The following is a 12,853-nucleotide window of genomic DNA, read 5'->3' on the forward strand; positions in this document are numbered from 1 at the left end:
AATCAGCGAGACACCGGTTATGTCCTTGGAATCCAATCGTAGCTTTCAGACGCCACGGCGCGAAGAACTCGGTCTTTCCACGCTTGCCAATAGCGCCGGCCTGTCAGTATCTGCGCTGCCGAACGGCACGCTGTTTGCCATCGACTTCGTCGACCAGCAGGGCAGCGTCATGATCAACCAGGTGCTGGGATCGCCCGTTTACGGCGGCATCGGGCGCCTCTATCTGCGCATCGGCGGCTCGCAGCCTGAAGTCGCCGAAATTGTCGGCCCGAAGGCCGCGGTGCGCTTCGGCCATGATGAGGCGGGCTTTTGCTGGAGCGGCGAGACGTCCGGTGTCAAGCATACGGTCCGGCTGCAGCTCCATCCCGGCGATAGCGCCTGGTTCTGGCGGGTTTCGCTTGAAAATACGACCGGTGCGGCGCTTTCAGCCGATCTCGTGCTGATCCAGGATGTCGGCCTCGGCGATCGCGGTTTCCTGATGAACAGCGAGGCCTATGCTTCGCAGTATATCGACCATCATATTGCCGAGCATTCCGCCTTTGGGCCGGTGGTGATGAACCGGCAAAATCTGAAGCAAGGCGGCGGGCGCAATCCTTGGCTGGCGCAGGGCTGCCTCGATGGGGCGGCGGCCTATGCCACGGATGCGATCCAGTTGGCGGTGCCGGCCCCAGGCGGCGATGCACAGATGGTGCCGCGCTTTGGTGAAAGCCTGCCGAGCACGCGCCGGCAGCACGAAGTCGCGTGTCCGGCGATCCAATCGAAACCTCTCGCGCTCGCACCAAAGACGATCGCAACCGCAACCTTCTTCGGCTTGTTCGCCGCCGATCACCCCGCAGCCTCCAGCGATGCCGATCTTGCAAGGCTTGACGCCCTACCGCAGGCGCTGAACGAACTCGCGACGAGCGATATTGCCGGCGATGCCCCGGCTCGCAGCCTGGTGCAGGACGCGCCGCTATTCGTGACCGAGCCTTTGGACGAAGCGACGATCGAGCGGCTCTATCCCAAGCGGATGCTGGAAGAGCGCATTGACGGCCAGCTCTATTCCTTCTTCGTGCCGGATGGCTCGCTTAATCGCCACATCGTACTGCGTGAGAAAGAGCGCGTTGTTGCACGCCGTCATGGCGCCATCGTCCGCAGCGGCCAGAATATGCTGTTGGACGACCAGACGCTGGCCGCAACCTGTTGGATGCAGGGCATCTTTGCCGCGCAGTTGACGATCGGCAATACGTCCTTCCACAAGCTCTTCTCGGTCTCCCGCGACCCCTACAATCTGACGCGAGCGAGCGGGCTGCGCGTGCTCGTGGACCTCGGCGAAGGCTGGCGCCTGCTTGGCGTTCCCGCGGTCTTCGACATGGGGTTAAGCGATGTCCGCTGGATCTACCGCCTTGCCGGACGCACCATTACGGTGACGGCCATCGCTTCCGGCGACGATCCGTCCATGCAGTGGACCGTAGCGGTCGACGGCGGGGCCTGCCGCTTCCTGGTCTTCGGTCATATCGTGCTCGGGGAACGTGACTACGAAGCCGTCGCAAACATCGAGATCGACACTGCTGCCAAGCAGATATCGTTCCGGCCCCAGCCGTCTTGGCTTTGGGATCGCTATCCGCATGCGGCCTACCATCTCGTCACCTCGACGCCGGGTGCCTTCGAGGCAATCGGCGGCGATGAGCTTCTCTACAGCGACGGCACGCCTCGCAACGGCCCCTTCATCGCGCTCAAATCGCATCCGGTTCAAGGCTTCAGCTTTGCGGTCACCGGATCGATGACCGATGCGGCGGCAGGCGAACGTCTTGCCGTGCGCTACAAGGACGGCGTCAGCAGCGCTGACATGCTTGCTCCCGCGCAACGCTTCTGGAGCCATGTGACGCGCTGCGTGCGCATCGAAGGAGAAGGGCGGGACGTCACGGCGCAGGCTGTGATGCTGCCTTGGCTGGCGCATGACGCGATCGTGCATCTGAGCGTGCCGCATGGCCTCGAACAATATACCGGCGCGGCTTGGGGAACGCGCGACGCCTGCCAGGGACCAGTGGAATTCCTGCTCGCTTATGAACATGATGCCGAAGTAAAGCAGATTCTGAGCACCGTCTTTTCCGAGCAGTATCGCGACCGGGGCGACTGGCCGCAATGGTTCATGTTGGAGCCCTATGCCAACATCCGCGCTGGCGAGAGCCATGGTGATATCGTCGTCTGGCCGCTGAAGGCGCTGTGCGACTATATCGAGACGACGGGCGATCTCGCCTTCCTAGCCGAAACCGTGCCGTGGCGGGCCGACGACACCATGCAACGGACCGAAGAGACGGCGACGATTTCCGCGCATGTCGATAAGCTGCTCGACACCGTACGCAGCCGCTTCGTACCCGGCACAAGCCTCATCCGCTATGGCGAAGGCGATTGGAATGACAGCCTGCAGCCGGCCGATCCGCATTTGCGCGATTGGATGGTCAGCAGTTGGACCGTCTCGTTGCTTTACGAGCAACTGGTGCGCTACGCTGCGATCCTGACGCTTGCCAGCCGGGACGACGAGGCGCAGACGCTCAAGGAAACCGCCGCCGCCATGCGCGACGATTTCAACCGCCTCCTGATGCGCGACGGTGTCGTCGCCGGCTACGGCGTCTTCGATCCGAGCCATGATGGCGTCGAACTGCTGCTGCATCCGCAGGATACGCGCACCGGCCTGCATTATTCGCTGATCGCGATGACGCAGCCGATGCTGGGCGGCCTCTTCACGCCGGAACAGCGGCATGCGCATATGAAGCTGATCAGTGACAATCTGCTTTTCCCGGATGGTGTGAGACTGATGGAAAAGCCGGCGACCTATGCCGGCGGACCGGAGACATTGTTCCGCCGCGCCGAATCCTCGTCTTTCTTCGGGCGCGAGATCGGGCTGATGTATGTGCATGCGCATCTGCGCTATTGCGAGGCGCTGGCGCTGGACAACGATGCCGACGGTGTCTGGAACGCGTTGGCACTCGCCAATCCGATCGCGGTCAGCGGCCGGCTCGACCATGCCTCGCTGCGCCAGCGCAACACCTATTTCAGCAGCAGCGACGCCGCATTCCACGATCGCTATCACGCCTCTGATGATTGGGATCGCGTCAAGGCGGGCGGTATCGCTGTCGATGGCGGCTGGCGCATCTATTCGAGCGGTCCCGGGCTTTTTACGAAAAGCCTGATCAACAACGTCTTCGGCTTCAAACGGCAATTCGGCGAACGTATCCACAAACCGCTATTGCCGGCGTCGGTTGCCGTTTCCAAGATCGAACTGGATTTTGAGGCGTAATCGCGAAGGGAGCCGCTTGTTGCGGCTCCCTTTGAATTTGCGGCTGGGGGGGTATGAGGTCATATGCGATGGCCTTACCTGCCTCTCAATAGCGGTTATCGTGCACCACGCCCATGATTTCCCCTCCTCGAGACACGCTCACGAGGAGATTGTCGTTGCCGCGCGTTGCCTCAACCAGATAACGCACCCCGACGTCCTTTACGTTCCTGACGTGATAACCCCGCCGTTCCAGGAGGCGTATAACGTCATCCGGGCCGAAATTGTCGCGACGCTCGCCCCATCTATTGGTTGCATCGTGATGCCGGTTCCAGGCGTGAAGAAAATCGGACTCCGTTTGGTCCCGGTCAGAATCGTAGCCGTCCGACGACTGATCCTCGAGAATGACAACCTGAGCAATAGCGGGGCTGACGAGGCCCATCGTAATTGCGGCCGTCACGCCCAAGGCGATGAAGGTAACCCTCATTGGCATTTCCTTTGTCGTTTCTTTCCAATAGGGGAGCGATTTAGTGGGCTCCCGGCACCGGTCCCTTCAGCTTTGATATGCAGGCCTCTTGTGCCGAGGCGCTTGGAGTTGGCTGGGCAGCAGACTTGGCCTTTCGGCTCATCCGTCGCACCCAGCTCACCCACTATGCTCACCCGCATTTTGCGTTGTGTTCTTATTTGTTACGGAATTTAACGACCGCGATGACGTAGCAATCAGGCGGCGCAGGAGACAGGCTGCGCTACGGAGGTTGAGCGACGATCAAGTGCGCCGCTCCAGAGGGTAAGAACGAGGGCAGCGGTGACCAGGATCGCTCCGATCCAAGGGGTAGAGCCGAGGCCGAGCGCGGATTCCACCACCAGGCCGCCGATCCAGGCGCCGGCGGCAATGCCGAGGTTGAAGGCGGCAATGTTCAGCGCCGAAGCGACATCGACCGCGGCCGGGCGCACCTGGCGGGCAAGCTGAACGACATAGAGCTGCAGGCCCGGCACATTGGCAAACGACAGGAAGCCGAGAGCGGCCAGCGTCGGAATTGCCAGCCAAGGCGAAACGGCCGTGAAACTGAACAGCACGAGCACGATCGCCTGGGCAATAAAGAGTCCCGTCAGCGCCTTGACGGGATTGCCGTTTGCAAGACGCCCGCCGACAACATTGCCGACGGCAATGGCAACGCCATAAAGCACCAGGATCAGGCTGACGGCGGAGGCCGCAAAGCCGGTCTCTTCCTGCAGGATCGAGGCCAGGAAGGTAAAAGCGACGAAGGTGCCGCCGTAACCCAGCGCCGTCATGGCGAAGACGATCAGGAGCCGGCCGCTTGCCAGCACGCGGACCTGCTCGCCGATCCCGGCCGGCGGCGCCTTCTTCAGGTTTGACGGCAGCAGCAGCGCAATGCCAGCAAAGGCGATGACGCCAAGAGCCGCGACGACAGCGAAGGTGGCGCGCCAGCCGAAGGTCTGGCCGATGAAGGTGCCGAGCGGCACGCCGGTGACGATCGCGACCGTCAGCCCCATGAACATCATGGCGATTGCCGAGGCACGCCGGTTTTCCGGCACCAGATCGGCCGCGATGGTCGATCCGACGGAGAAGAAGACGCCGTGGGCGAAGGCGGAAAGCACGCGGGCGACAAGCAATGGTTCGTAACCGGGGCTTAAGGCGGCCATGCCGTTGCCGGCGACGAAGAGCGCCATCAGGCCGAGCAACAGGGGCTTGCGCTCGATACCGCCGGTGAGTGCCGTCAGGATCGGCGCGCCGAAGGTAACGCCAAGCGCATAGACGCTGACGATGAGACCGGCGAGCGGCAGGGAAGATCACCCGCAACCGTCGGCAGCAGACCGACGATAACGAATTCGGTGGTGCCGATCGCATAGGCCGCGATCGTCAAGGCAAAAAGAGCTAATGGCATGAGATGGCCCGATCGAAAGGCATCCGGAAATATCCGGCTGCACTGGTTCTTGTTCGATGAGAATATGGTCTCAGGACATTCGATCGATAATTGGCTATATCAACTCAACACTTGTGAATTCAATTCAAAGCTTGAGTGGAGTGATGGACAATCGCGCCGGTGAAATGGACGTCTTCGTGCAGGTGGCCGAGCTTCGCAGTTTCTCGGCAGCGGGGCGGAAATTGCGCCTGTCACCTTCTGCCGTCAGCAAGCTCGTTACACGCCTTGAGGACCGGCTTGGCACACGCTTTCTCGTGCGCACCACGCGTTCGCTGCAGTTGACGCCGGAGGGAGAGGTCTATCTCGAGCGCGCTCAACGCATCCTCGCCGAAATAGCGGAGACGGAGCGCATGGTGACAGCAGGAGGCGCCACGGTCCCGCGCGGACCTCTGCGCGTCAGCGCCTCCGTTGCCATTGGCGTGCGCTGCATCGTGCCACTCATTCCGGATTTCCTGGCACTCTACCCGGAAATAGAACTGGATATTTCGCTCAGCGACAGCATCATCGATATCGTCGGCGAACGCGCCGATGTCGCCATTCGTGTTGGGCCATTGCGTGACAGTTCGCTGAAAGCTCGCAAGCTGCTGGAAAGACGACGCGTCATCGTTGCTTCACCGGCCTATGTCGCAAGGCACGGCCTACCGGTGACGCCGGATGATCTCGACCACCACAATTGCCTGACCTTCAACTTCCGCCCGACCGCCGAAGGCTGGCCCTTTCGCGATCCGGCCACCGGATCAGAGTTCGTGAAGCCGGTCTACGGCAATCTGCAGGCCAATAATGGACCGACGGTGCGCAGCCTCTGTCTCGCCGGTCTTGGCCTTGCCCGAGTCGGATATTTTCATGTGCAGCCCGATATCGAAACCGGCGCACTGGTGCCGGTACTGGAGGATTTCAATGCGGGAGATATCGAGCTGATCCACGCCGTCTATGCCGGCCATGATTATCTTGCCGCACGCATCCGCGCCTTTATCGACTTTTTGGCATCGCGAATCACGTAAAACAGCAATGACCATCAGATAAGCAGAGGGCAGGACTTGGAGACGGCGCTTTATCTTCCGATCAAGAATTTCCTGGAAGCCGCCGGCTACGCGGTAAAGGGCGAAATCGGTAGTTGCGATCTTGTCGGTCTGAGCAAGGATGAACCGCCCGTCGTCGTCATCTGCGAATTGAAGCTAACCTTCAATTTGGAACTCGTGCTGCAGGCGGTTGATCGTGCGGCGGCAAGCGATGAAGTGTGGATTGCCGCCCGCGTCTCGGCGAAGGGCAAGGGACGAGAGAGCGACCGCCGTTTTCGCGATCTCTGCCGCCGCCTCGGTTTCGGCATGCTGGCTGTCTCCGACAACGACACCGTTGATATCATCGTCAGCCCGGTCGCGCCGATGCCGCGCAAGAATATCCGCCGGCGATCACGTCTTGTTGAGGAACATAAGCGGCGCAAGGGCGATCCCGCCCTTGGGGGCAGCACGCGCGCGCCGATCATGACCGCCTACCGTCAGCAGGCACTTGCCTGTGCGATGGCGATCCAGAATGGACAGCAGCGTCCCAGAGATATTCGCGCCAGCGCCCCAGAAGCCGCCAAAATACTGCAGCACAATGTCTATGGTTGGTTCGAGCGCGTCGATCGCGGCATTTACGCCCTGACCGGACTCGGTTCGGAAGCATTGAAGCGCTGGCCGCAGGCGGATGGCGCTTAAATAATAAAGGTGAAGAAATTCGGGCATTACAACGTTAAATTCCAGTAATGTCTTACAAAATTGCAATATAAACATGATCAATATTTAATTTGTAAAATTCATCAGGCGGATCATATAAATCTCCAGCGCCAATTCTTTTTTCTACTGCAAGCTCCGCAGTAAACTCGGATAATAGAGATTCCCCGGAAAGAATAGAAATGGCACTCCGTTCGACGCCTGGTCCCTGACATGGACCCAAGACGCCATATCGCCAACGATCTCGTAAGGGACATCTGCCATGTCAAATCTACTTCGCAAGCATCGCGCCGCTGCCATCGTCGGAGCGGCCATCATAGTCGGCGCAGGGGCCCTGCCCTTCGCCTTCAGCACCCCCGCTGCCGTTGCCGCGACGGCCGAACCTGGCGGCATCATCGCGCCTGGCGGCTCTTTCGCGCCGATCGTCGACGCCGACAAGCCGGCAGTCGTCACCGTTACCACTACGATGAAGGTCACCGATACCAGCGCGGATGCCGGCGACTCCCCGATGGACGAGCAATTCCGCCAGTTCTTCGAGAACCAGGGCATCCCCTTCCCGCAGCAGGAGGCGCCGCAGCATCGTCCGGCGCAGCGCGCCATGGCACTCGGCTCCGGCTTCCTCATCAGCCCGGACGGGGTCATCGTCACCAACAACCACGTCATTCAGAATGCCACGGATATCAAGGTGACGCTCGATGACGGCACCGAACTACCGGCCAAGCTCCTTGGCGCTGACGCAAAATCCGATCTGGCTGTCCTGAAGATCAAGGCGCCGAAGCCTCTCGCCACCGTGGCCTGGGGCGACTCCGATAAATTGAAGCTCGGCGACCAGATCCTGGCGATCGGCAATCCCTTCGGCATTGGCACGACTGTCACCGCTGGCATCGTTTCGGCCCGTGGCCGCGATCTGCACAGCGGCCCCTATGACGATTTCATCCAGATCGACGCTCCGATCAATCACGGCAATTCCGGCGGCCCGCTGGTCGATCGGGACGGCAATGTCGTCGGCATCAACACCGCCATCTATTCGCCGAATGGCGGCAGCGTCGGCGTCGGTTTCGCCATCCCCTCGGATCAAGCCAAGGCGATCGTCGCCAAGCTTGAAAAGAACGGCTCGATCGATCACGGCTATCTCGGGGTCGCCATTCAGCCCGTGACGGCCGATGTTGCCGATGCCGTCGGCCTTTCGCAGCCGCAAGGCGCCCTGGTCGCCAGCGTCAATGACGGAACGCCGGCTGCACGTGCCGGCATCAAGACCGGCGATATCGTCACGGCCGTCGGTAACGAGACCGTCAAGTCGCCCAAGGATTTGTCGCGCCTGGTTGCGGATCTTTCTCCCGGTGACAAGCGCTCGCTCACGGTCTGGCGCGATGGCAAGAGCATGGATGTGAACGTCACCCTCGGCGGCAATGACGACAGCAAACAGGCTGCCAATGACAGCGGTGACGGGAAGGTCCAACCGTCCAATCAGCCGAGCATCGGCGTCGGCCTCGCCAATCTGACCCCGGATCTGCGCGAGCAGCTCAACCTTCCGCACGGTGTCGAAGGTGCCGTCGTCGCCAGCGTCAATCCCGATAAGTCGGCCGCCGCTGCCGGCATCCAGGCGGGCGACATCATCGTCTCCGTCAACGACCAGCCGGTCCACAGTGCCCACGATGCCCAAAACGCAGTTGCACAAGCCGGCAAAGCAGGCCGCAAGTCGGTTCTGCTGCTGATCGAACGCGGCGGCGACAAGACCTTCGTGGCAGTGCCGTTCTCGGCTGCCTAAGCATCTCTCCTGAAAGGTAAAAGCGCCTCGTCTCCGTCACTGGAGGCGAGGCGTATCTATTTCTCGCGATTGCGTCCGCAATTCCCACCATAACGGTGCAGCAAGGTGCATAGCCTCGCGCCGGCGCTATCGTGAGCGAGGGGGAATTTTGAACGACAATACTATTGTCAACCAATAGTTTACGATGTCGCCACAGAAGGCTGACATGTCACACTCCCACAATCGGTCTTTCACTGATACATAACGATTTGCTCACACTGTAGCGTGGCGTGGATTGTGAGGGAAACATGCGCAAGGCGGCAGTCGGAGAAGAGGTTGTGGACGCGGTACCAGTGGATACCGAAGAGCCGATTACCCGCGGGCGCGCGGCGGAGGAGCTTCCGCAGTCCCAGGAGCCCAGTCTCGCCGAGCGTTACGACTGGCTCGAGGCCATGATCAACCATGTGCCGGACTACATCTATGCAAAGGATCTGGAGGGCCGTTTCCTGTTCGCCAACAGGGCCATCGTCTTGAACAATGGACTTGAGCGCGTGGAGGATATGGTCGGGCTGACGGATTACGATATCCATCCTTCGGCGGCAGCCGAGACTATAGCTGCCATCGAGCGACATGTCATGGAGACGGGTGAGCCCGATCTTGGTTTCGAGGAACGCCGTCTGAGAGGCAACGGCTGGCTGATGATGTCGCGCGTTCCGCTGAGGGATAAAACGGGAAAGGTGATCGGCGTCGTTGGGGCCTCGCGGGATATCACGGCCCGTAAACGTGGGGAAAGCCTGATGAAGGCCCAGGCGCAGCTTCTCAAGGCGGTCGCCAAAGGAGTACGCCTTGACCCGTTCCTCAGTGACGTCGCAAACCTGCTCGAAGAGGTCATCCCCGGCACTGCCGCCGCTGTACTCCTGCACAAGGAAGGTGCCCAGCAATTTTATATGGCGGCGGCGTCCCCGTCGGCACGCGCGGCTTCGATTTCGCCGGCAGATATCCTCGACAACCCGGCATCGTGGCGTCGCTTTGCAATTTCGTCGGGTGACGGCGGCCAGCACGGCGCGCTCGCCGTCCAAGTATCCTGCCATGAAGCGAGTCTGTGGGAGTTCCTGACGGGCGTCGCACAAACGATCGGTATCGCGATCGACCGTCACTACGATGCCGAGCGTATCATCTTCCTTGCTGAGCACGATGCCCTGACCGGATTGCCGAACCGTACGCTGCTCGACCGAAAGCTCGACGATATGCTGCGGCGTGCCAACGAAACGTCAAGGAAAGTTGCGGTCGTCTTCCTCGACATAGACAACTTCAAGCTCGTGAACGACAGCCTCGGTCACGCGGCCGGCGACAAGCTGCTCAAGATCGTGGCGAACCGGATCTCCGAGGAGATTGGCAAAGACAATCTGATATCGCGCATCGGCGGCGACGAATTCATTCTGGCACTCGAGCAGACCGATGAAGACTTCGTCCCATGGCTGACGCGCATTCGCGAGGCCGTGGCGCGGCCACTTACCTTGGCCGGAATGGACCTGCAGCTCACCTGCAGCATTGGCATGGCCAGCTTTGCCATACATGGCAGGACCGCCAAGGAACTGTTCGCCAACGCAGATATGGCAATGTATCGCGCCAAGGAGAATGGCCGAAACAGTATCCAGGTATTCGATCCGGTACTGGCCGAGAATGCACGGCAGAAACTCGGGCGATCGGAGGAGCTGAGACGCGCGGTCGAACGGGACGAGTTCGTCCTGCATTTCCAGCCGCAGAAGGACATGACCTCCGGCGAGATTATCGGCGTGGAGGCGCTCGTGCGCTGGAACCATCCGACCGACGGGCTCGTCTTCCCCGGAGACTTCATTCCCCTCGCCGAGGAGTCCGGCCTCATCGTTCCGATTGGAGAGGCTGTCCTGCGCAAGGCTTGCGGCCAAGCGAAAGAATGGCAGAAACAGGGGCTGCCACCCGTGAAGATCGGCGTCAACATGTCTGCCCGCCAGTTCCAGGAACAGGGCATGACTCGTCAGGTGGCCGCAGCCCTCGCCGAGAGCGGCCTTGATCCGCAATGGCTCGAAATCGAGGTCACTGAAAGCCTTCTGATGCGCGACGTGCAGGGGGCGATCATGAAAATGCACGAACTCAACGCGCTGGGCGTCAGTCTCGCCATCGACGATTTCGGTACGGGCTATTCCAGCTTGAGCACGCTGAAACGCTTCCCGTTGTCGCGCCTCAAGATCGACCGGTCCTTTATCGCCGATATTCCCGATGATGCCGACGATATGGCGATCACATCCGCGATCATCTCGCTTGCACGATCGCTGGAACTGGACGTGATCGCGGAAGGCGTGGAGACTAAAGAGCAGGCGCGCTTCCTGTCGGAGGCCGGATGCCATGCCATCCAGGGATACTTGTTCAGCAAGCCTATTCCGGCGGAAGAGGTCACGCGCATAATGCGTGAGCCGGCCCTGAAGTCTTTGTCCAAATAATTTCCTCCAGAGACCGGCAGCTTCAACAGAAAGAACGTTTCTGCGTCGCGTCATCATAGTTTTTGTCCAAACTCTGCCGCGGTGATGATAGAGAAGAAGCGGGGACGGATACGAACCGTCCTCCGGTAGGCGCTGCGTTCTGCCGGGATCATCGACGGCATAAGAGCTTCAGGACTTTGGACGGGGCTGAGCGGCAGCAGGAGTTGGAGTGACCGATCCATACGAGATTCTCGGCATCGGACGCGATGCGGGCGAAGAGCAGATCAAGACCGCCTATCGCAAGCGGGCGAAGTCGGCGCATCCGGATTCCGGCGGCGACACCGATGCTTTCGGACAGCTCCAGAAGGCGTACGAGCTGCTTCTGGACCCGGTGCGCCGAAAGGTGTTCGACGATACCGGCTATGACGTCGAACTCACCGACGCCGTTGATTTGCAGGCCCTAGTCGCCATCGAGAAGCTCATTACAGACATGGTTCTGGACGAGCGCGAACCCGGAACCTTCGATCCGGTCGCCCATATGCGCGCCAGTCTTTTGGAAGAAATCCGCAAGGCACACTTCAGCAAAAGCGAGCTGGAGCGTCATTCCGACCGCATCCGCCTTCATTTGGATCGTCTGGGAAAACGCCCCGGCAAGGATGTCGTTGGCCATATGCTGCGCGCACGCATCAAGGCCATCGCGACCGCGATCAGCGAAACGGAGGCCAAGATTGACGCCACCGAACGTGCCTGCGACATGCTCGACGGCTATCTCTATGTCATGGACGCGCCGATGCTCGAGAACGAGGAACCGATATCGGATGTCGAATGGGATGACACCCCCGGGGTCCGCTCCGCCGCCCAGTGATTCCCGTTAACCCGATGCCCTGCTGAATGCTGGAACTTTCGATCGGCAACCGGGTTTTCTCCCGCGTCAGGTCGAATTCCGACGGTGCCATACGACCAGTATCGGCTCATCGATCGCACAAGGGAGGACATCATGATCAACGAAGATGGATACACGCCTGCGGCAGAATTGGCGCAAAAAAACGGTGCCAGATTTCCCAACGAAAGCAGCGAATACCGGCAGGCGCGAGATGCTCTGCTGGCAGAAGAGATCGAACTTCGGCGGCAAATAGAGCGTGTCGCCGCGCAGCGGCGCGCGCTGCCGCCGGGCGGCATGGTGAAGAAGCGGTATCAGTTCATTAGCCCCGACGGTCCGGTCAATTTCGAGGACTTGTTCGATGATAAGGAAACCCTGCTGATCTACAGCTACATGTTCGGCCCGGAGCGGTCGCGGCCCTGCCCGATGTGCACGTCGTTTCTTTCGGCACTGGAGGGCGAAATACTCGATATCGAACAGCGAATGGCAATTGCCGTCGTGGCTCGGTCGCCGATCGAGAGACTGCTTGATTTCAAGACAGAGCGCCGCTGGCAGAATTTGCCACTCTATTCCGACCCGACCGGCGAATATAGCCGCGATTACCGTGCGCTCGGAGCCAACGGCAACGACAATGCCGCCGTGAATGTCTTTACCCGCAGAGATGGAACGATCCGGCATTTCTGGGCTGAGGAGATGGGTCCGGTCACCGCCGACCCCGGTCAGGATCCACGCGGAGCGCCCGATCTTATGCCGCTCTGGACGATCCTAGACATGACACCCGAAGGCCGGGCAAGAGACTGGTATCCGAAGCTCACCTACGGACATGCTTGAGCGGATCTTGCGTCGGCGATGC

8 protein-coding genes and 1 pseudogene are annotated in these 12,853 nt (G+C 60.5%); 7 read left to right on the forward strand and 2 right to left on the reverse strand.

Annotated features, from left to right (window positions below; all coding sequences use genetic code 11):
- Window positions 1-19 precede the first annotated feature (19 nt).
- The gene (locus NXC24_RS28870; protein ID WP_104826792.1) at window positions 20-3,280 is read left to right on the forward strand and encodes a cellobiose phosphorylase; all 3,261 of its coding nucleotides are present in this window, start codon (window positions 20-22) and stop codon (window positions 3,278-3,280) included.
- A gap of 85 nt (window positions 3,281-3,365) precedes the next feature.
- On the opposite strand, the gene NXC24_RS28875 is transcribed toward NXC24_RS28870, so the two are convergent.
- Both NXC24_RS28875 and NXC24_RS28880 read right to left on the reverse strand, forming a co-directional pair.
- The gene (locus NXC24_RS28875; protein WP_104826793.1) at window positions 3,366-3,743 is read right to left on the reverse strand and encodes a hypothetical protein; all 378 of its coding nucleotides are present in this window, start codon (window positions 3,741-3,743) and stop codon (window positions 3,366-3,368) included.
- 233 nt (window positions 3,744-3,976) lie between these two features.
- Window positions 3,977-5,163, reverse strand: a pseudogene (locus NXC24_RS28880) (MFS transporter).
- Between the two features lie 143 nt (window positions 5,164-5,306).
- Between NXC24_RS28880 and NXC24_RS28885 the strand changes: the two are divergent.
- The 6 genes from NXC24_RS28885 to NXC24_RS28910 all read left to right on the forward strand — a co-directional run bounded on the left by NXC24_RS28885 (window position 5,307) and on the right by NXC24_RS28910 (window position 12,831).
- Window positions 5,307-6,203, forward strand: coding sequence for a LysR family transcriptional regulator (locus NXC24_RS28885; RefSeq protein WP_104826794.1), 897 nt, complete (start codon window positions 5,307-5,309; stop codon window positions 6,201-6,203).
- Window positions 6,204-6,239: 36 nt separating this feature from the next.
- On the forward strand, window positions 6,240-6,899 hold the full coding sequence (locus NXC24_RS28890; protein ID WP_104826795.1) for a DUF2161 family putative PD-(D/E)XK-type phosphodiesterase: 660 nt from the start codon (window positions 6,240-6,242) through the stop codon (window positions 6,897-6,899).
- A gap of 277 nt (window positions 6,900-7,176) precedes the next feature.
- Window positions 7,177-8,682 (forward strand): DegQ family serine endoprotease, encoded by a 1,506-nt coding sequence (locus NXC24_RS28895; RefSeq protein WP_104826796.1) that lies wholly within the window; start codon window positions 7,177-7,179, stop codon window positions 8,680-8,682.
- A 287-nt stretch (window positions 8,683-8,969) separates the two neighbouring features.
- Window positions 8,970-11,141 (forward strand): GGDEF and EAL domain-containing protein, encoded by a 2,172-nt coding sequence (locus tag NXC24_RS28900; protein ID WP_104826797.1) that lies wholly within the window; start codon window positions 8,970-8,972, stop codon window positions 11,139-11,141.
- A 208-nt stretch (window positions 11,142-11,349) separates the two neighbouring features.
- Window positions 11,350-11,985 carry a J domain-containing protein gene (locus tag NXC24_RS28905; RefSeq protein WP_104826798.1) on the forward strand — a complete coding sequence of 212 codons (636 nt, stop codon included), beginning with the start codon at window positions 11,350-11,352 and terminating at the stop codon, window positions 11,983-11,985.
- Window positions 11,986-12,117: 132 nt separating this feature from the next.
- Window positions 12,118-12,831, forward strand: a complete 714-nt coding sequence (locus NXC24_RS28910; protein ID WP_104826799.1) for a DUF899 family protein — start codon at window positions 12,118-12,120, stop codon at window positions 12,829-12,831.
- Window positions 12,832-12,853 lie beyond the last annotated feature (22 nt).

This window comes from Rhizobium sp. NXC24 (assembly GCF_002944315.1).
GTDB lineage: Bacteria > Pseudomonadota > Alphaproteobacteria > Rhizobiales > Rhizobiaceae > Rhizobium.